Origin of the sequence: Sphingomonas desiccabilis (genome assembly GCF_004135605.1) — a bacterium.
In the GTDB taxonomy this organism is placed as follows: domain Bacteria; phylum Pseudomonadota; class Alphaproteobacteria; order Sphingomonadales; family Sphingomonadaceae; genus Sphingomonas; species Sphingomonas desiccabilis.
In genome coordinates, this window is the sequence record NZ_SDPT01000001.1 from 781,200 (window position 1) to 800,738 (window position 19,539).

The following is a 19,539-nucleotide window of genomic DNA, read 5'->3' on the forward strand; positions in this document are numbered from 1 at the left end:
TCAACCGATTTCTGTTTAAGGTAGGAACAGGCGCCGACATGTCGAGGGCTCGCGGAAAAGCGGGTTCGATGGAACGAGAGCAGGCGGCGCCGGAGAGGAGGCAAAGGCCGCATGTGCAGTTTGACGCAGCCCCGTTGGATGCTGGAGCCCGCCCGATGAGCGCGGCGGTGCCGGTGGCGGACCGCGCGCCCGAAAGCGCGGTGTCCGCGACGATCGAGCCGCGGCTGATCCCGAGCCTGCTGGATCGCGCCGCGACGGTGTATCCGCAGCGGACCGCGATCGATTTCCTCGGCCGCACCTGGACCTATGGCGCAATCGCGGAACAGGTGGAGCGTGCCGCCCGCGGGCTGCAGGACCTGGGCGTCCGGCCCGGCACGCGCGTCGGCCTCTGCCTGCCCAATACGCCCTATTATGTGATCGCCTATTTCGCGGTGCTGAGGATCGGCGCGGTCGTGGTGGCGATGAACCCGCTCTACGTGGAGCGCGAGCTGCATCACCTGCTGGTCGATTCCGGCGCCGAGGTGGTGATCGTGCCCGATCTGGTCGCGATCCACGACAAGCTGCTCGCCGCCTGCGCGGGGACCGGGGTGCGCCATGTGGTGGCAGCGCCGCTCGCGGACGTGCTGCCCTGGGCCAAGTCGATCGGCCTAAGGCTGTTCAAGCGGCGCGAACTCGCCCGCATCGGCAGCGATCCCAGGCATGTCCTGTGGAGCCGCCTGGTGTCGAACCGCGCCGCGCCCGACCCTGTCGCGCAGTCGCCGAGCGACCTTGCGGTGCTGCAATATACCGGCGGCACCACCGGCGAGCCCAAGGGCGCGATGCTCAGCCATGCGAACCTGACCGCCAACAGCCAGCAGATGGTGCTCCACGTCGGCCGCCCGCCCGACGAGCAGGAGCGCACGCTGGGCGTGCTGCCGCTGTTCCACGTCTTCGCGCTGACCACGGTGCTCAACTATTCGGTCGAGACCGCGGCCGAGATGATCCTGCTGCCGCGGTTTGAAATGGACCAGTTCCTCAGCACCCTGAAGCGCACGCGTCCGACGCAGATCTTTGCGGTGCCGACCATCTACAATGCGGTGAACCAGCTGGACGAGAGCCGGGTGCCGCGGCTCGATTTCTGCCACACCTGCATCTCGGGCGGCGCGCCCTTGCCGCTGGAGGTGCGCCAGGCGTTCGAGGAGCGCACCGGCTGCCGCGTGGTGGAGGGCTATGGCCTGTCCGAAGCCTCGCCGATCATCGCGTGCAACCCGCTCAACGGCGGCGTGGTGAAGAGCAACAGCACCGGCCCGGCGTTTCCCGGCACCGTGCTGGAGATCCGCGACCTGATCGACCCCACCAAGCTGATGCCGCAGGGCGAGCGTGGCGAGGTGTGCGTGCGCGGGCCCCAGGTGATGATGGGCTATTGGAAGCGGCCGGACGCGACCGAGGCGTGCTTCATCGAGGGTGCGCTGCGCACGGGCGATGTCGGCTATTTCGACGAGGACGGCTACCTCTTCCTGGTCGACCGGATAAAGGACATGCTGCTGTGCGGCGGCTATAACGTCTATCCGCGCGTGATCGAGGAGGCCTTGTATGAACATCCGGCGGTGGCCGAAGCGGTGGTGATCGGCCTGCCCGACCGCTATCGTGGACAGGCGCCCAAGGCGTTCGTGACGCTGCGCCCCGGCCACGCCGCGAGCGTCGAGGAACTGTGCGCGTTCCTGCGCGGGCGGGTCAGCAAGATCGAGATGCCGCGCGAGGTCGAAATCCGCGAGAGTCTGCCCAAGACGCTGATCGGCAAGCTTTCGAAAAAGGAACTGGTCGCAGAGGAACGCGCCAGGGCCGAGCAGGCGGGCGCGGTCGCATGAGCCGCGCGGCATCGACGCGCCAGCCGGAGGGGACCGCCGAGCAGTTTGGCGGCGAACAGCTGTCGGGCATCCAGGAAGTGTCGGCCGAGCTTGGTGTGACGATGCGCACGCTGCGCTTCTACGAGGACCAGGGGCTGATCGAGCCCCGCCGCGTCGGCACCACGCGCATCTATACCCGGCGCGAAGTGGCGCGGATGCAGCTGATCCTGCGGGGCAAGCGGTTGGGCTTCTCGATCCGCGAGATCAAGGAGTTCCTGGACCTCTACGACGCGGATCCGCAGCACCACGAGCAGATGCGCCAGCTGGCACTGCGCGTCCATGACCGCATCCAGCGGCTGCGTCGGCAGAAGCAGGCACTGGAGGAGACGCTGGGCGAACTCGAGCGGATCGAGCGCGAGGCGCTCGAGCGGCTTCCGCCGGAAGTGCGGCCGGTGGAGGTGGAGGGGCTGTCCTAGACCGGGTGAGAACCTATCGGGCCGGCTGAAACGCAGCGTAGGTCGCGGTCGAGTGGATCCGCCCCGACTTGCCGAGCAGCGATCCGGTCAGGGTGGTTTCGGAAGCGGCCGGCACGACCTCGCCACCCGGCAGCAGCGCAAAGCGGCTGACCACATCCATGCTCTTCACGGATGCGACCATCATCATCCGGAAGCCCTTGGTGGAGGTGAACCGGACGCGCTCGACGAATGGCGTCTTGGCTCGGACGTTTACCCATGCTTCGGCCTGGGTGTCGGCGGAAGCGTCGTGGGAGCCGATCTTTACGGCTCCGGCCGGTAGCCGGGCAAAGCGGTAGGTGACATAGCCCGGCGTGGGCTCGCTTCGGATCGCGGGCGCGCCGAACCACTTCGCAAGCTCGGCGTAGGACGGGACGGGGCCGCGCTTCGCCTTGCGCGACTTCTCGGCTTCCTTGGCGGTCGGCGCGCGCCCGTCCACGCTCACGAGCTGCCAGCCAAGCGCGGCCGGGCGGCCGGGATCATACTGCTCCACCACCGTCGTGCGGGCCGAACCGGTTCGGTCGGTGACGCTTGTCCGCTGGAAGCGGAACGCATCCGGGCGGCTGGCGCGCATCGCCGCCACGACGCGGTTCTGCAACTCGTCGGCCCGCGCCTCCGGCGCAGCGAGGGTTGCGGCAGCGGCAACGAGCAAGATGATATGGTTCAGCAAGTTCGGCCCTCCGGCGATGCATGGGCGCGCCCGGGCGGCAGCATCGCCGGGTTGCAGCGCGTTGGCGAGCGAATTCGCCCGGTTGCCACCGCCCGGCCGGCATTGCGATCGTGATTGCGGGGCTGCCTCGCGCGCCTCAGTGCGGCACTACCCCAAGCTCGACGCCGGTCTTGTCGTGGAGGGCGAAGCGGTCGACCAGGTCGGCGCTGGCGCGGTTGTAGCCGATCACCTCGACCTCGCGGCCGTCGCGCCGCAGGCGGGCGACGATCTTGTCGAGCGCGCCGACGCCCGAGATGTCCCAGAAATGCGCCGCGGAGACGTCGATCACGACGCGGGCGGCGGTGTCCTCTGCCTGGAAGGCGCGGGTGAAGCGATCGACCGAGGCGAAGAAGATCTCGCCCTGGACGCGGTAGGTGGCGGTGCCGTCGATGCCGGCCTCCCGTTCCACCGAGAACATGCGCCGCACCTTGCCGGCAAAGAAGATGCCCGACAGCAGCACCCCCGCCAGCACGCCGCCGGCAAGGTTGTGGGTGGCGACGACCACCGCGACCGTCACCAGCATCACTGCCGAAGAGGTGGGCGGGTGGCGGCGCAGGTTCAGCAGCGAGTTCCAGCTGAAGGTGCCGATCGACACCATCACCATCACCGCGACCAGCGCCGGCATGGGGATGCGGCCAACGATCGGCCCCAGCACGGCGAGCAGGAACAGCAGGAAGGTGCCGGCGGTGAAGGTCGACAGGCGCTTGCGCCCGCCCGAGGTGACGTTGATCACCGACTGGCCGATCATCGCGCAGCCGCCCATGCCGCCCACCAGCGCCGCGGCGATGTTGGCACCACCCTGGCCCATGCACTCGCGCCGCTTGTCGCTGTCGGTGTCGGTCATGTCGTCGACGATCTGGGCGGTGAGCAGCGATTCGAGCAGGCCGACGGCGGCCATGGTCAGCGAATAGGGGAGGATGATGCGCAGCGTCTCCCAGGTCAGCGGCACGTCGGGGAGAGCGAAGCTGGGGAGCCCTTCCGGCAGCTTGCCCATGTCGCCCACGGTGCGGACCGGCAGGCCGAGCGCGATGCTGATCGCGGCGAGCACCAGGATCGCGACGAGCGGCGAGGGCACCGCCCTGGTCACGCGCGGCACCAGGTAGATGATGGCGAGGCCGCCCGCGACCATCGCATAGGTGTGCCAGGTGACGCCGACGAACTGCGGCAGCTGCGCCATGAAGATGAGAATCGCGAGCGCGTTGACGAAGCCGGTGATGACCGAGCGCGAGACGAACTGCATGAGCAGGTCGAGCCGCAGCAGCCCGGCGACCATCTGGATCAGCCCCATCAGGATGGTGGCCGCGAACAGATATGCGACGCCATGGTCGCGCACCAACGGCGTCACGACGACGGCGACCGCGGCGGTGGCGGCCGAGATCATGCCGGGCCGGCCGCCCAGTATCGAGATCACGATCGCGATCGCGACCGAGGCATAAAGGCCGACGCGCGGATCGACGCCGGAAATGATCGAGAAGCCGATCGCCTCGGGAATGAGGGCAAGGGCGACGACGATGCCGGCGAGCACGTCGCGGCGCGCTTCTGCGGCGCTGGTGAACCATTCGGTCCGGAAGCGGGAAACGGGGTTGATCATGTCAGAAAACCACGGGCAGGCACATGGCGCCGCACGTTGCGCGGCGTCTTCGCGGTCCATGTGATCTGTTGTCCGGCGGATCGGCGGCCGGAATAGCCACCCGGGATTGCACCGGGTCCTTGCGAGTTGCGCTGCCACCTAGTGGCGCGATCCCGCGGATGCAAGCCCGTGCCAAAGGGACGCAGGGGCGGCTGTTGGAGGAAACAGGTGCCGGCACCCGGTGCCGGCGGAATGGCTGCGGAGCCGTCCGGATGGCCGGACGGCTCCGACAGGATCAGCTCATGTGGGCGTTGAGCAGCTTGTTCATCTCGAACATGGAAGCCTTCTTCTTGCCGAAGAGCTTCTCCAGCGTCTCGTCCGCCAGGATCTCGCGCTTGTCCTGCGGGTTCTGCAGGTCGTTCTTCTTGATGTATTCCCACATCTTGCTGACCACCTCGCTGCGGGGCAGCGGATCCTTGCCGGTGATCTTCGCCAGGTCTTCCGACGGCGTGACGGGCTTGGCGATACCGCCGCGAGCGGCGCCGGTCTTGGTCGTGGTCGAAGTCTTGGCCATTCTGGTTCTCCTTATATCCTGCGGTCCGAACCCTTGGATCGCCGCGTGGTTGCCTTGCTTATGCGCGGTTTGGGGAGGCTTGTCGCTTGTGAAGATCGTGCCGCACCGCCGGGACATCGTGCAGGATCGGCGCGTGGCGGGCGACGTGCGCGTGCGCATCGCTCGCGAGACCCCCCGGTTCGCTCGCCGGCCTGCCGTGCTCCCTGGTGCCGATGCGTCCGTCCTCCCCCTGCGCCACGCGGCCCGCCATGGCCGCGGTTCCCTTTTGCGCGACGAGGAATTAACGCTGCCTTCTTCGAGACGTCAACGCGGTGTGCGCCGGGCGCGACGTTTTGTGGCTCCGGCGGGGTGCTTTGCGCCGGCCGAGAGCGTGACCGGCCAAGGGAAGTAGAATGCAAGCCGACAATCCTGCGACCGCAGAGGGCGACCTGGTCGCGCCGCAGCCCAAGCTGCCCGTGCCGGACGAGGTCGCCGATGCGATCCGCACGCTGATCCGCTGGGCCGGCGACGATCCGACGCGCGAGGGGCTGCTCGACACGCCCAAGCGGGTGGCGCGCGCGTGGAAGGAATATTGCCAGGGCTATGGCGAGGATCCGGCCCACCACCTGGCACGCACCTTCGAGGAGGTGGGCGGCTATGACGAGATCGTGCTGCTGCGCGACATCCCGTTCCAGTCGCATTGCGAGCACCACATGGCGCCGATCATCGGCAAGGCGCACATCGCGTATCTGCCCAGGGACCATGTCGTGGGCATCTCAAAGCTGGCGCGGGTGCTGCACGGCTTCGCCCGGCGGCTGCAGGTGCAGGAGCGGCTGACCGCGCAGGTCGCCGACTGCATCTGGGAAAAGCTGGCCCCCCGCGGCGTGGCGGTGGTGATCGAGGCGAGCCATGCCTGCATGACCGCGCGCGGCGTGCGCACCCCGGGGGTGACGATGACCACCAGCCGGATGATGGGCGTATTCCGCGACGACGATCGCAGCCGCAAGGAAGTGCTGTCGCTGATGGGGCTGGGATAGGCCAAGTTGTGCTCCCGCGGAGGCGGGGAGCCCAGGGTGAGGGTGCGAGGCGCCTGTGGCCCTGGGCTCCTGCTTGCGCAGGAGCATTGGAGCGGTCGAACTACGCTTGAGCCATGACCGTACCCCGGCAAAGGCCGGGGTCCAGTTGCGGTGGTCTGGCCGGCCTGGCGTGCCCTCGCGAAGCCTTCCCGACTGTACCCCGGCCTTCGCCGGGGTACAGGTTGCGGATGGGGTTAGGCCGCCACGCGGTTGGCCGCGCTGAGCGCCGCGCGCACCGTCGCGGTCGCCACGTCGGCGTCGATGCCGGCGCCGAACACGCGGGTGCCGTCCGGCAGCGTGCATTCGAGATAGGCCGCCGCTTGCGCGTCGGAGCCGTTGCCGATCGCGTGCTCGCTATAGTCGACCACGTCGAGATCGATGCCGCAGTCGTCACGCAGCGCCGAGAGCAGGCTGGAGAGCAGGCCGTTGCCCTTGCCGGAGATCGACCGCGTCTCGCCGTCGAGCCGCAGCTCGCCCACGAAGGTGCGCGCCTGACCGGCGGCGCCATGGCGTTCCGTATAGTCGACCAGTTCGAAGCGGTCGCCGGCGCCCGGCAGATAGGCAGCCTCGAACGCGCCCCAGATGTCGGCGGCGTTCAGCTCGCGGCTGGTCTCGTCCGCCACCCGCTGGACGTGGCGGCTGAAGTCCGCCTGCATCCGCTTGGGAAGCTTGAGCCCCTTGTCCTGCTCCAGCACCCAGGCGACACCACCCTTGCCCGACTGGGAATTGACGCGGATCACCGCCTCGTAATCGCGGCCCAGGTCGGCGGGGTCGATCGGGAGGTAGGGCACGTCCCACAGCCCGTCGTTGCGCTGCGCCTGGGCGGCGAAGCCCTTCTTGATCGCGTCCTGATGGCTGCCGGAGAAGGCGGTGAACACCAGTTCGCCGGCATAGGGGTGGCGCGGGTGGACGGGCAGCTGGTTGCAATATTCGACGGTGTTGATGACTTCGTCGATGTTGGAGAAATCCAGGCCCGGATCAACGCCTTGCGTGTACATGTTCAAGGCCAGTGTCACGAGATCGCAGTTGCCGGTGCGCTCGCCGTTGCCGAACAGGCAGCCCTCTACGCGATCCGCGCCGGCCATCAGGCCGAGCTCGGCGGCGGCGACGCCGGTGCCGCGATCGTTGTGCGGGTGGAGGCTGATCACGACGCTGTCGCGGTTCGGCACGTTGCGGCAGAACCATTCGATCTGGTCGGCATAGACGTTGGGGCTGGCCGCCTCGACCGTCGCCGGCAGGTTAAGGATCAGCGGCTTTTCCGGCGTCGGCCGGAGCACGTCCATGACGGCCGCGCAGACCTCGACCGAAAAGTCGAGTTCGGCTGTCGAAAAAGTTTCCGGGGAATATTCGAAGCGCCAGTCGGTGTCGGGGCGCTTGCCCGCCTCGTCGCGCAGGATCTTGGCGCCGGTGATGGCGATCTCGCGCACCTCGTCGCGGCTCATGCCGAAGACGATGCGGCGCCAGGCGGGCGAGACGGCGTTGTAGAGGTGGACGATCGCGGTGGGCGCGCCCTCCAGCGCCTCGAAGCTCTTTTCGATCAGGTCGCGGCGCGACTGGGTCAGCACCTGGACGGTGACGTCCTTGGGCACACGGCCGTTGCGGATCAGGCTGGAGATGAAGTCGAACTCGGTGGCACCGGCCGAGGGGAAGCCGACCTCGATCTCCTTGATGCCGACCTTGACGAGCAGGTCGAAGAAGCGGGTCTTCTTTTCCGCATCCATCGGATCGATCAGCGCCTGGTTGCCGTCGCGCATGTCGGTCGACAGCCAGCGCGGCGCCCGCGTGATCGTCTGCGACGGCCACTGGCGGTCGGGCAGGTCCACCTGGGGGAAGGGGCGGTATTTGGTCGAAGGATCGCGCAGCATCGCAGCCTCTTTGCAGGTCGCCCGCGCGCAAGCAGCCGCGGGGCGTCGTTCAGCGGTTCGGTCGGAAGAAAGCAGCCCTTAGAGGCCACGCACGCACGCGCGACACGCCCCTAAGGGCGGATAAGTCGAAGAAGGCGCAGTGCTGCGATCACGGGCGCCGTCATGGCCCGTGGGGTCCGGCTTGTCCAGCCGCTTTGACGCGAGCGCGAAACGATCTGCGGCACCCCCTGGCGGTGCCGCGCACGGCCGGCGAGCGGAACGCGGACGTCCCGCTCGCGAGGCGTCAGGCCTTTTCGAAGGCGACGGTGATGTCGAGCTCGACCTCGTCCGACACGGCCGGGATGCCATAGGCCATGTTGAAGTCAGAACGCTTGAGGACGGCGTCCGCCTCGAAGCCGATGGTCTCCTTCTTCGACATCGGGTTGGCGCCGGCGCCGGTGAACCGGGCGTTGAGCACCACTGGCTTGGTGACGCCGTTCAGCGTCAGGTTGCCGGTGATCGCCGCGCGCGTGCCGTTCACCTTCACCGTCGTCGAGGTGAAGCGTGCGGTCGGCGTCACGTCCGCGTTGAAGAAGTCCTTGCTCATCATGTGCTTGGTGAGCCCGGCGCTGGCGGTGGTGAGCTTGTTCACCGGGATGGTGATGTCGAGCTTGGCGGCCGCCGGCTGCTTGGGATCGAGCACCAGCGTGCCGTCCGCGTCGCCGAAGATGCCGAAATAATCGTTGAAGCCCAGGTGGTTCACGCGCCAGCCGATCAGCGTGTGGCCGGGGTCGGTCTTGTAGGTGCCGCCGGTGACGCGGCTCGCGTCGGCGGTGCCGGGGATCGCCATCTGCTGAGCGAGCAGCGGGGTGGCGAGGGCAAGGGCGGCGCCGGCGAGGATCAGGGGCATGCGCATCGAAAGGTCTCCACCAACGAGAAAGGGACGGCGGATTTGTCTGCCGCCGCCCCCTCGCTGTCAAACCGGCCAATGCGAAACGGGTCGTTTCGGGAGCGTTCGTTTTCTCGCTCCCGCTGCCCGCCTATCTTCCCTGTTCCGTTTGCCTCGACAAGCTCGATGCCTACTCGAGACGAACGGGGGTGGGCTGGCGGGAGTGCATGCGCGCTCCCGTCCGACCCCTCAGTTCTTGTCCTTGTCCACCAGCTTGTTGGCGCCGATCCACGGCATCATCGCACGCAGCTCGCTGCCGACCTGCTCGATCTGGTGGCGCTTGGCGGCGCTGCGGCTGGCCTTGAGCTCGGGCTGGCCCGCGCGATTGTCGAGCACGAAGTCCTTCACGAAGCGGCCAGACTGGATGTCGGCGAGCACGCGCTTCATCTCCTTCTTGGTCTCTTCGGTGATGATGCGCGGCCCGGTCTTGATGTCGCCGTACTCGGCGGTGTTCGAGATCGAGTAGCGCATGTTGGCAATGCCGCCCTCATACATCAGGTCGACGATCAGCTTGAGCTCGTGCAGGCACTCGAAATAGGCCATTTCGGGCGCGTAGCCCGCCTCGACCAGCGTCTCGAAGCCGGCCTGAACCAGCGCGGTGGTGCCGCCGCACAGCACGGCCTGCTCGCCGAACAGGTCGGTCTCGCACTCCTCGCGGAAGTTGGTCTCGATGATGCCCGAGCGGCCGCCGCCGACACCCGAGGCATAGGCGAGCGCGATGTCATGCGCGTTGCCCGACGCGTCCTGATGGACGGCGATCAGGCAGGGCACGCCGCCGCCGCGGACGTACTCGGAGCGCACGGTGTGGCCCGGGCCCTTGGGCGCGATCATGATGACGTCTACGTCCGCCGGCGGCTCGATCAGGCCGAAGTGGACGTTGAGACCGTGGGCGAAGGCGAGCGCGGCGCCGGGACGCAGATTGCCCTTGATGTCGGCGTCGTAGACGGCGGCCTGGTGCTCGTCGGGCGCCAGGATCATCAGGATGTCGGCCCAGGCGGCGGCTTCCTGGTTGGGCAGCACCTTGAAGCCGGCGTCCTCCGCCTTCTTGGCGCTGGGCGAGCCGGGGCGGAGCGCAATGGCGATGTTCTGCACGCCGCTATCGCGCAGGTTCTGCGCATGGGCATGGCCCTGCGAGCCATAGCCCAGGATCGCGATCTTCTTGTTCGACAACAGGTTCAGATCGGCATCGCGATCATAGTAAACGCGCATGTTCTTCCCTTTCGGTTCGGTCTTGTGCGCCCGTGCGGGGCGGTTTGGTTCTGCGTTCCTGCGGTTGCAGGAGCGAGGATGGGATCATGCCGCGTCGCGGCCGCGGGCGATGGCGACGATGCCGGTGCGGGCGACTTCGACCAGCCCGACTTCGCGCATCAGCTCGATGAAGGTGTCGACCTTGCCGGTGCCGCCCGTCACCTCGAACACGAAGCTGGAGATGGTCGCGTCGAGCACCCGTGCGCGGTAGACCTCGGCCAGGCGGAGCGCCTCGATGCGGTGTTCGCCGCTTCCGACCACCTTCACCAGTGCCAGCTCGCGCTCGACGTGTGGGCCGAGCGCGGTCAGGTCGACGACCTTGTGCACCGGCACCAGCCGCTCGAGCTGGGCGATGATCTGCTCCATCACCGGCGCCGAGGCGGAGGTGACGATGGTGATGCGGCTGATGAGGTCGTCTTCCGAGATGTCGGTGACGGTCAGGCTCTCGATGTTGTAGCCGCGCGCCGTGAACAGCCCGGCGATGCGCGCCAGGATGCCGGGTTCGTTGTCGACGATGATGGCGAGCGTGTGCCGCTCGCGCACTTCTTCCTTGATGTGCATAGTTCAGCCGATCCGGTTGAAATCTGTGGGAAAGAGGGGAGGCGAACGGGCGTCAGACCAGCGCCTTGGCCTCGTCGTCCATCTCGCCCGATACCTCGCTCGCCCACAGGATCATCTCGGTGTGCGCCGCGCCCGAGGGGATCATCGGGAAGCAGTTCGCGAGCTTCGACACGCGGCAGTCGACCACCACCGGCCCGTCGTGCGCAAGCATCGCCGCGATCCCGCCCTCTAGGTCGTCCGGATGCTCGATGCGGATGCCCTTCCAGCCATAGGCCTCGGCCAGCTTCACAAAGTCCGGCAGGCTCTCGCTGTAACTCTCGGAATAGCGGCCAGAATAGGTCAGTTCCTGCCACTGGCGGACCATCCCCATATACTCGTTGTTGAGGATGAAGATCTTGACCGGCAGCCGGTATTGGGTCGCGGTCGCCAGCTCCTGGATGTTCATCTGGATCGAGGCTTCGCCGGCGATGTCGATGACCAGCGCGTCCGGTTCGCCCAGCTGCGCACCGATCGCGGCGGGCAGGCCATAGCCCATCGTGCCGAGGCCGCCGGAGGTCAGCCACTTGTTCGGCGCCTCGAACCCGAAGTGCTGCGCCGCCCACATCTGGTGCTGGCCGACTTCGGTCGAGATGATCGGCGCGCGATCCTTCGTCGCTTCGTACAGCGCACGGATCGCCCGCTGGGGCATGATCTCGTCGGCGCGATCCTCGAAGTCGAGGCACTGCTTCGCGCGCCAGCCGGCGATGCGGGCGAACCATTCCGTCAGGTCGGGCGTGGGATAGGCCCGCGCCTTCCAGAGCTGGATCATGGCCGCGAGCGCGCGGCCGCAATCCGCGACGATCGGCAGGTCGACGCGCACGTTCTTGTTCACCGACGAACGATCGATGTCGACGTGGATCTTGCGGCTGTGGGGGCTGAACGCGTCGAGCCGACCGGTGACGCGATCGTCGAAGCGGGCGCCCAGGCAGACGATCAGGTCGGCCTGGTTCATCGCCAGGTTCGCCTCATAGGTGCCGTGCATGCCGAGCATGCCCAGCCACTTGTCCGACGACGCGGGCAGCGCGCCCAGGCCCATCAGCGTCGAGGTGACCGGCGCGCCGGTGATCGCCACCAGCTCGCGCAGCAGCTGCGAGGCTTCCGGCCCCGAGTTGATGATGCCGCCGCCGGTGTAGAAGACCGGGCGCTCGGCCGCGGCCAGCATCTCGACCGCCGCCTCGATCGCGGCCGCGTCGGGCTCGACCTGCGGGCGATAGGTCTTGTGTTGGATCGGGCCCGGCGCGCTGTAGCGCGCGGTCGCGACCTGCACGTCCTTGGGAATGTCGATCACGACGGGGCCGGGGCGGCCGGAGGTCGCGATGTGGAACGCCTCGTGCACCACCGAGCCCAGGCGCTCCGGATCCTTCACGAGATAATTGTGCTTGGTGCAGTGGCTGGTGATGCCGACGGTGTCCGCTTCCTGGAACGCGTCGGTGCCGATCAGCCCGGTCGGGACCTGGCCGGTGATGACCACCATCGGGATGGAGTCGAGCAGCGCGTCGGTGATGCCGGTGACGGCATTGGTCGCGCCCGGGCCCGAGGTGACGAGCACGACGCCAGGCTTGCCGGTCGAGCGGGCATAGCCCTCCGCCGCATGGGTCGCCGCCTGCTCGTGGCGGACCAGGATGTGGCGGATCTTGGACTGCTTGAACAGCGCGTCGTAAATCGGAAGCACCGCGCCGCCGGGATAGCCGAACACGAGCTCCACGCCGAGATCGACCAGCGCCTCGACCAGGATTTCGGCTCCGCTTTTCTCGACCACGTCACGTCCTCCTCACTTCGCAGCTGCAGCAGCAGCCTCTCGGACGCAGGCCGCCTACCGACAGGAAAGCAAGGATGCAAGGCTAGTCGAACAACTTTTGTTCAAAAAACGCTTCCAAGTCGCATGATTCCATCGCGACCGCGCGGCGCCACTCGGCGGGCGGCTGGTTGCGGAACCAGGTATACTGGCGCTTGGCATATTGGCGCGTGGCGAGGCGGCTCTCGGCAAGTGCCTGTTCCCGGCCGATTTCGCCGTGGACATAGGCGGCGATCTGCGGCACCCCGATCGCGCGGCGCACCGGGGCGTCGGGGCCGAGATCCCTGCGGGCGAGCAACGCCGCCACTTCCTCGACCGCGCCCCCGGCGAACATCGCCTCCAGCCGCCGGTCGCAGCGCTCGACCAGCCACGCGCGATCCGGAAGCAGGACGAGCGGCACCAGGTCGATGCGGTCGGCGATGCCCCCTTCGCGCGCGGCCTGCCACTCGGCGAGCGGCCGGCCGGTGGAGCGCACCACCTCCAGCGCGCGGGCCACCCGCGTCGTATCGCTCGCGCGCAGCCGCTCGGCCGCCTGCGGATCGAGACGCGCGAGTGCGGCGTGCGCCTCTGCCACGGGGAGCGCGCGAACCTCTGCGCGAATGGCCGGGTCGATGTCGGGAACCGGGGCGATGCCGTCCAGCAGTGTGCGCAGGTAGAGGCCGGTGCCGCCGACGAGGACCGGCAGCCGCCCCTCGGCCAGCGTCGCGTCGATGGCGGCGCGCGCCTCTGCGGCCCAGCGGGCGGCGGAATAGTCCTTACCGCCATCGACATGGCCGAACAGGCGGTGGGGAACCCGCGCCTCTTCTTCGGCGCTCGGGCGGGCGCTCAGCACGCGCAGGTCGCGATAGACCTGGGCGGAATCGGCGTTGATGACGGTGCCGCGGTGACGCTCGGCGACGGCGATCGCCAGCGCGGACTTGCCGCTGGCGGTCGGCCCTGCAATGAGCGCGACCTTCGGCAGAGGGGTATGCACCATGTTCATCGCGACGCTGATAGCAGCCGAACGGATCGGCGCAGGCGATATTTCGGCAGCGGCGGACCGGCTGGCGGCGGCGGGCTGCGCGCCAGGCGCAGGGGCGTGGATCGAGGAGGGACGCGCGGCGGACGTGCCGTTCGCCCATGGGCCCGATCTCGCGCGCGGCGTGCTGGAGGGTGCCTTTGCGGCGACGGACGTGGTGGTGCAGCCCGCGGCGGGCCGGGCCAAGCGGCTGCTGATCGCCGACATGGATTCGACCATGATCACCGTCGAGTGCATCGACGAACTCGCCGACTATGCCGGCATCAAGCCGCAGATCGCCGAGGTGACCGAGCGGGCGATGCGCGGCGAGCTCGACTTCGCCGCTGCGCTCGACGCACGCGTCGCGCTGCTCAAGGGGCTCGGCGAGGACGCGATCGAACGCTGCCTGGCCGAACGTGTACGGATCACGCCGGGCGCCGAGGCGCTGGTGAAGACGATGCGCGCGAACGGGGCGGAGACGATCCTGATCTCGGGCGGCTTCACCCGCTTCGCCGAGCCGGTCGCCCGCCGGATCGGCTTCGGCCGGGCGATCGCCAACCGGCTGATGATCGCCGACGGCGTCCTCGACGGCACGGTGGCGAAGCCGATCGTCGATTCGGCGACCAAGGAAGCGACGCTGGTCGAGGCGATCGCGACGCTGGCGCTCGATCCGGCGGCGACGCTGGCCGTGGGCGACGGGGCCAACGACCTGGCGATGATCCGCCGGGCAGGGCTGGGCGTCGCGTTCCATGCGAAGCCGATCGTGGCCGCGGCGGCGGGCGCGCGGATCGATCATGGCGATCTGTCGACGCTGCTCTACGCGCAGGGCTATGCGCGGGACCGCTGGGTGCTGGAGTAGCCCGTCGGACCCAGGCGGAGGCAGGTTCGGTTGCGGTGGTGGCGCGGTGGCGCGCGGCCATTGGGGCCTTCCCGACTGAGCCCCGGCCTTCGCCGGGGTACAGTAAGGGAGCGAGGCGTTCCGTCGCTGCAGCTACGCCGCGTCGCGTTCGTGGGCTCCCGCCTCCGCGGGAGCACGGTTGTGGGAAGAGCGCGCCGGCGAGTGGGGAGGCGTACTCCCGCGCAGGCGGGAGTCCAGGATTGCTGGGGCTCCGGCTGCGGCTTGCTCTGCGCTTGCGTCAGCGCAGCACGGCCCTCGTCAGCGCTTCACCGGGAGGCAGGACTTGACCGCGGAGCAGGCGCGCGTGGCCTCCGCGCTGGAGGCGTAGGGGCCGACCAGCAGCTTGGTGACGGCGCCGGCCTGGACATATTCGGGCGTGCGGCCCGGGAACTTGGCGCGCACCTGCGACCACAAGGCCTGGGCGCCGCCGCTCTCGCGGAAGGCGCCGAGCTGGACGCGCCAGCCGCCGCTGGTGACGGGAGCGGCGGCCGGCGTGGACGGGCGAGCGGCCACCGTGGTTGCGGCCACCGTGGTTGCGGCCGCCGCGGGTGCCGTCCGCACAGGAGCAGGGGCTGATGCGGTGCGTACCGGAGCCGGCGTCGCTGGTGCGGCCCGGGGAGGTGCCACAGCGGCGGTGCGCGCCGGGGTTGCGGCTGCTGTCGGCGCTGCCGCAGCGACCGTCGTGGCGGTCACCGGCGCGCGTGCCGCCTGCGCCTCAAGGGTGCGGGCCATCTCCAGGCCGCGCTGGCGATCCTGGAGCGACACGTACTTGTCCATCTGCGCGAGGGTCTGCGACGCCTGGGGCAGCCCGGAACTGGAGGCGCGGGTCATCAGCGCATAGGCGCGGACCCAGTCCTTCGACACGGCATCGCCGTTGAACAACATGGTGCCGAGCACGAACTGCGCGCGCGCCTCGCCGCGGGCGGCGGATTGTTCGAGCCACTTGGCCGCTTCCTGGCGGCGGCCGTTCTGGAACAGCGCCAGGCCATAGTTGGTCACCGCCTGCGGATGGCCCTGGGCGGCGGCCTTGGCATACCATTGCTCCGCCTGGACGAGATCGGCGGGCACGCCGCGGCCGAGCTTATAGGCCTGCGCGAGGTTGAACTGGGCGTCCGGATCGCCCTTCAGCGCCGGGCCGCGCCATTCCTTCACCGCGCGGGCGAAGTCGCCGCGGGTCCAGGCGTCCACCCCGTCCTTGACGTCGGCAAATGCCGGCTGGCCGAGCAGCAGCAGGGCTGCGGTCCCGAGAAAAAGCTTGGCTCGCATGGTCTTCATCCTTCCGCGTCGCTGCCCGCTTATCGCGGCAAGCATCCGGGCGCCACCCTCGCGGGCAATGCCGTGCGTGCGCGTGCGGGCATGCTCGTGCCGCCTCCATTAACCCAATCTTATCCGGAAACGGGACAGGTTGCGCGCGCAATCAAGGGACCGGGAATGGGCGACGTGCAGGCGGCTGGGGCAGGGACGAGATGGTGAGGAGCCGTGCCCTGTTTTCCGTGGGCGCGTCCGCCCTGTTGCTGGGCGCGGGATGTAGCACGAGCGGCTCCGGCGACCTGGCCGTGGCGAGCGACGCTGCAGGGGCGCGCAGCCAATCGCGGATCGACAAGCTCGTCAACAAGGCGGAGGTGGCGATCGCCGAGCATCGCGGCTCGGCTGCCGTGAAATATGCCGAGCAGCTCGTGGCGCTATCACCCTCCGACCCCGCGCATCGTGCGCTGTTGGCGCACGCCTATCTGCAGGCTGGCCGCTTCCCCTCGGCCGCGCAGGCGGCGGGCGATGCGCTGGCGCTCGATCCGAGGGAGCCGCGTGCGGCGCTCGACCTGGCGCTCGCACAGACGGCGCTCGGCGACTGGACCGCGGCGCGGGCGACCCTTGCCACTTATGCGGAAGTTCTGAGGCCGGCGGATCGCGGGTTGGCGCTGGCGCTGGCGGGCGATCCGATCGGCGGCGCGGTGCTGATCGGCGAGGAGGCGCGCGGTGCCGCCGGCAGTGCGACCGCGCGGCAGAACCTGGCGCTGGCGCTTGCGTTGGGCGGGCGCTGGGCGGAGGCCCGTGCCGTGGCGGCCGTCGACCTGACCGGTGACGAACTCGAGCGACGAATGCGCGAGTGGATGGTGTTCGTGCAGCCGACGACCTCCTCGCAGCAGGTGGCGACGCTGCTTGGTACCGAGGCGGTGGCCGACCCGGGGCAGCCGCTGGCGCTCGCGCTGGTGCGCCCGGCTGCGGCGGCACCGGTGGCAGTGGCGCAGGCGCCCGCGCCCGCGCCGGTGGCGGTGCCAGTGCCGGCGGACGTGGCGGACGCGGCGCCTCTTGCCGCCGTCCGCTTCGCGCCCCGGCAGGAGATCGTGCAGCCGATCGCCGCGCGCGTGGCGGTTTCGCAGGATGTGCCGCGGCGGATCGAAGCGGCCGTGCCCGCGCGGGGGCGCTATTATGTGCAGCTCGGCGCGCACGACGACGCGGCCGTGGCGAGAGATGCATGGGAGACGGCGCGGCGTCGCTATCGGGCGCTGGCAGGGCTTACCCCGTCCGGTGTCGAGGCGCGGGTCGGCGAGGGGCGCTTCTACCGCCTTTCGGTGGGCGGCTTCGCGCGGCCGGAGGCGGTGGCGCTGTGCGAGCGGTTGCGCGCGCAAGGCGGCCGCTGCTTCGTGCGCGAGCAGGCAGGCGACCAGGTCGCCGACTGGGCCAAGCCCGGGCGGCAGCTCGCCGCCCGCTGACCTGGCGGCCGCCTAGAGGAAGCGGCCGCCCTTCATGACCTTCAATGCCTTGCCCTGCACCGGCAGGCCGTCGAACGGCGTGTTGCCGGCCTTTGCCGCCATGCGCTCGGCCGAGATCAGCCAGGGCGCGTCGGCGTCCGCGATCACCAGGTCGGCGGGGCTGCCGGCGGCCAGCGTGCCCGTATCGATGCCGAGCACGCGCGCCGGATTGACGGCGAGCAGCGCGAAAAGGCGATCGAGCGACAGCACCTCATCGCGGACCAACCCGAGGCCGAAGGCGAGCAGCGTCTCCGCACCGGCCATGCCCTCGCTCGAATCGGTGAAGGGCAGGCGCTTCTGCTCCGGCCCGCGCGGGTCGTGGCCCGAGCAGAGCACGTCCACGGTGCCGTCGCGCACCGCGGCTAGCGCCGCCTGCCGGTCGCTCTCCGACCGCAGCGGCGGGGAGAGGTGGGCAAAGGTGCGATAGTCGTTGAGCGTGTTCTCGGAGAGCAGCAGGTGTGCGGGCGTGATGCCGCAGGTGACCGGCAGCCCGCGCGCCTTGGCTCGGCGGACGAGGTCGAAGCTGGCGGCGGTGGTGACCTGGCGGAAATGGAGCGCGGCGCCGGTCTCCTCGACCAGCATTAGGTCGCGCGCGATCGCCAGTGCCTCCGCCATCGACGGCGCGGCGGGGAGGCCGAGCCGGGTCGCGGTCTCGCCCGCCGTCGCCACCGCACCGTCGGTGAGCCCGCCGTCCTCGGCATGGGCGATGACCGTCAGGCCGCAGTCGCGGGCATAGCGCAGCACCTTGCGCATCACGCCCGAGTCACCGATCCAGCGGCGACCGGTCGCAACCGCGCGCGCACCGGCACCGGCGTTGATCGCCATTTCGGCGAGGTCAGTGCCCAGGAGGCCACGGGTGGCGGCGGCGATGGGGTGGATCCAGAGGTCAGGCTTGCCCGCCTTGGCAGCGCGCTCGACGATGCCGGGATCGTCCAGCACCGGCGACTGGTCCGGCATCAGCCCGACGCGAACGATGCCGCCGGCGCGGAATGCGGCGGGGTCGACCGCGAACACGCCCAGGTCGACGATGCCGGGAGCGAGCAGCTTGCCGCGCACATCGATGCGCTCGGCACCCTCGGGCACGACGACATCACCGACGGCGGCGATGCGATCGCCCTCGACCAGCAGCGTGCCGGTGGAGACGCCGCTGTTGGGGCAGACGAGCGTCGCGTTGACGAAGGCGCGGGTCATGCCCAGCCCTCCACGCCGAGCGAGCGCCGGGTGAGCACGTCCAGGCAGGCCATGCGGACGGCGACGCCCATCTCGACCTGCTCGGTGATCGCCGAGCGTTCGAGGTCGTCGGCGACCTCGGAGGTGATCTCGACGCCGCGGTTCATCGGGCCGGGGTGCATGACGAGGGCGCCGGGCGCCGCGCGCTTCAGCCGTTCGGAGGTGAGGCCGTAGCGCATGTGATACTCGCGGGTGGAGGGAATGAAGCCGCCGTTCATGCGCTCGTTCTGGAGGCGGAGCATCATCACGACCTCGGCGCCTTCGAGCGCGGCGTCGAAGTCGGTGAAGGGGGTGACGCCCATGCGCTCGATCTCCGCCGGCATCAGCGTCGAAGGGGCGACCACGCGCACCTCGGCAGCCAGCGTCGTGAGCGCCAGGATGTTGGAGCGGGCGACGCGGCTGTGCAGGATGTCGCCGCAGATCACGACCTTGCGGTGGGCGATGGCACCCGTGCGGCGGCGGATGGTGAGCGCGTCGAGCAGCGCCTGCGTCGGATGCTCGTGCCAGCCGTCACCGGCGTTGAGCACGGGGCAGTCGACCTTGCCGGCGATCAGCTTGACCGCGCCCGAGGCGGAATGTCGGATGACGATTACGTCGGCGCGCATCGCGTTCAGCGTGACGGCCGTGTCGATCAGCGTCTCGCCCTTCTTCACGCTCGATTGCGCGGCGTGCATGTTGACGACGTCGGCGCCCAGCCGCTTGCCCGCGATCTCGAACGACAGCAGCGTGCGCGTCGAGTTTTCAAAAAAGGCGTTGATCTGGGTGATGCCGTCCAGCCGTCGGTCGCCCGGAGCGCGGCTGCGGTTCGCCTCCACCCATTGTTCCGCCTCGTCGAGCAGGAACAGGATCTCGTGGGGCTGGAGGCCTTCGATGCCAGTCAGGTGGCGGTGCGGAAACACCGCGCCCCCGGGGATCTGGGCGGCGGGGCTGTGATCGGAGATGTGCATCGAGGGGACCGCCTAATCCCCGCGGCGGACACGCG

Annotated in this window: 17 protein-coding genes and 1 other annotated feature; of the genes, 5 read left to right on the forward strand and 12 right to left on the reverse strand. The window is 69.3% G+C overall.

Annotation, left to right across the window (positions count from 1 at the left end; genetic code table 11):
• Nucleotides 1-155 precede the first annotated feature (155 nt).
• Entirely contained in the window at nucleotides 156-1,847 is a 1,692-nt protein-coding gene (locus EO081_RS03715) for a long-chain-fatty-acid--CoA ligase (protein ID WP_129340558.1), read from the forward strand.
• On the forward strand, nucleotides 1,844-2,302 hold the full coding sequence (locus EO081_RS03720) for a MerR family transcriptional regulator (RefSeq protein ID WP_129340559.1): 459 nt from the start codon (nucleotides 1,844-1,846) through the stop codon (nucleotides 2,300-2,302). Before EO081_RS03715 ends, EO081_RS03720 begins: the two co-directional genes overlap by 4 nt.
• 13 nt (nucleotides 2,303-2,315) lie before the next feature.
• Here the strand turns inward: EO081_RS03720 and EO081_RS03725 are convergent, their stop codons facing one another.
• From EO081_RS03725 to EO081_RS03740, 3 genes are all read right to left on the reverse strand, one after another.
• Nucleotides 2,316-3,008: a hypothetical protein gene (locus EO081_RS03725; protein WP_240697527.1), complete on the reverse strand. Its 693-nt coding sequence runs from the start codon at nucleotides 3,006-3,008 to the stop codon at nucleotides 2,316-2,318.
• A 136-nt stretch (nucleotides 3,009-3,144) separates the two neighbouring features.
• Nucleotides 3,145-4,638 carry a SulP family inorganic anion transporter gene (locus EO081_RS03730; RefSeq protein ID WP_129340560.1) on the reverse strand — a complete coding sequence of 498 codons (1,494 nt, stop codon included), beginning with the start codon at nucleotides 4,636-4,638 and terminating at the stop codon, nucleotides 3,145-3,147.
• A gap of 66 nt (nucleotides 4,639-4,704) precedes the next feature.
• Nucleotides 4,705-4,760: a sequence feature (sul1 is cis-regulatory element that is thought to sense ions involved in sulfur or methionine metabolism; They are found in Alphaproteobacteria), on the reverse strand.
• Nucleotides 4,761-4,912: 152 nt separating this feature from the next.
• A complete protein-coding gene (locus EO081_RS03740; protein ID WP_129340562.1) occupies nucleotides 4,913-5,191 on the reverse strand; it encodes an SWIB/MDM2 domain-containing protein in 279 nt (92 codons plus the stop codon).
• 392 nt (nucleotides 5,192-5,583) lie between these two features.
• On the opposite strand from EO081_RS03740, the gene folE reads away from it, so the two are divergent.
• The gene (folE, locus tag EO081_RS03745; protein WP_129340563.1) at nucleotides 5,584-6,207 is read left to right on the forward strand and encodes a GTP cyclohydrolase I FolE; all 624 of its coding nucleotides are present in this window, start codon (nucleotides 5,584-5,586) and stop codon (nucleotides 6,205-6,207) included.
• Between the two features lie 233 nt (nucleotides 6,208-6,440).
• Here the strand turns inward: folE and leuA are convergent, their stop codons facing one another.
• The 6 genes from leuA to miaA all read right to left on the reverse strand — a co-directional run bounded on the left by leuA (nucleotide 6,441) and on the right by miaA (nucleotide 13,658).
• Nucleotides 6,441-8,111: a 2-isopropylmalate synthase gene (leuA, locus tag EO081_RS03750; protein ID WP_129340564.1), complete on the reverse strand. Its 1,671-nt coding sequence runs from the start codon at nucleotides 8,109-8,111 to the stop codon at nucleotides 6,441-6,443.
• Between the two features lie 283 nt (nucleotides 8,112-8,394).
• On the reverse strand, nucleotides 8,395-9,006 hold the full coding sequence (locus EO081_RS03755; protein ID WP_311720229.1) for a YceI family protein: 612 nt from the start codon (nucleotides 9,004-9,006) through the stop codon (nucleotides 8,395-8,397).
• A gap of 222 nt (nucleotides 9,007-9,228) precedes the next feature.
• Entirely contained in the window at nucleotides 9,229-10,248 is a 1,020-nt protein-coding gene (ilvC, locus tag EO081_RS03760; protein ID WP_125962288.1) for a ketol-acid reductoisomerase, read from the reverse strand.
• A gap of 84 nt (nucleotides 10,249-10,332) precedes the next feature.
• Nucleotides 10,333-10,848, reverse strand: coding sequence for an acetolactate synthase small subunit (gene ilvN, locus EO081_RS03765; protein WP_129340565.1), 516 nt, complete (start codon nucleotides 10,846-10,848; stop codon nucleotides 10,333-10,335).
• 52 nt (nucleotides 10,849-10,900) lie between these two features.
• Complete coding sequence (locus tag EO081_RS03770) at nucleotides 10,901-12,646, reverse strand: acetolactate synthase 3 large subunit (protein WP_129340566.1); 1,746 nt, start codon at nucleotides 12,644-12,646, stop codon at nucleotides 10,901-10,903.
• An 82-nt stretch (nucleotides 12,647-12,728) separates the two neighbouring features.
• Entirely contained in the window at nucleotides 12,729-13,658 is a 930-nt protein-coding gene (gene miaA / locus EO081_RS03775; RefSeq protein WP_375781640.1) for a tRNA (adenosine(37)-N6)-dimethylallyltransferase MiaA, read from the reverse strand.
• Between miaA and serB the strand changes: the two genes are divergently transcribed.
• Nucleotides 13,657-14,538 carry a phosphoserine phosphatase SerB gene (serB, locus tag EO081_RS03780; RefSeq protein WP_129340568.1) on the forward strand — a complete coding sequence of 294 codons (882 nt, stop codon included), beginning with the start codon at nucleotides 13,657-13,659 and terminating at the stop codon, nucleotides 14,536-14,538. The two genes, miaA and serB, sit on opposite strands and share 2 nt — an antisense overlap.
• 297 nt (nucleotides 14,539-14,835) lie before the next feature.
• On the opposite strand, the gene EO081_RS03785 is transcribed toward serB, so the two are convergent.
• Entirely contained in the window at nucleotides 14,836-15,843 is a 1,008-nt protein-coding gene (locus EO081_RS03785; protein ID WP_183947814.1) for an SPOR domain-containing protein, read from the reverse strand.
• Nucleotides 15,844-16,046: 203 nt separating this feature from the next.
• Here EO081_RS03785 and EO081_RS03790 point away from each other — a divergent pair, with 203 nt between their 5' ends.
• Nucleotides 16,047-17,288 carry an SPOR domain-containing protein gene (locus EO081_RS03790; RefSeq protein ID WP_165284484.1) on the forward strand — a complete coding sequence of 414 codons (1,242 nt, stop codon included), beginning with the start codon at nucleotides 16,047-16,049 and terminating at the stop codon, nucleotides 17,286-17,288.
• A gap of 12 nt (nucleotides 17,289-17,300) precedes the next feature.
• Here the strand turns inward: EO081_RS03790 and EO081_RS03795 are convergent, their stop codons facing one another.
• Nucleotides 17,301-18,518: a dihydroorotase gene (locus tag EO081_RS03795; RefSeq protein ID WP_129340571.1), complete on the reverse strand. Its 1,218-nt coding sequence runs from the start codon at nucleotides 18,516-18,518 to the stop codon at nucleotides 17,301-17,303.
• Nucleotides 18,515-19,504, reverse strand: coding sequence for an aspartate carbamoyltransferase catalytic subunit (locus tag EO081_RS03800; protein ID WP_129340572.1), 990 nt, complete (start codon nucleotides 19,502-19,504; stop codon nucleotides 18,515-18,517). Before EO081_RS03800 ends, EO081_RS03795 begins: the two co-directional genes overlap by 4 nt.
• Nucleotides 19,505-19,539: the final 35 nt, after the last annotated feature.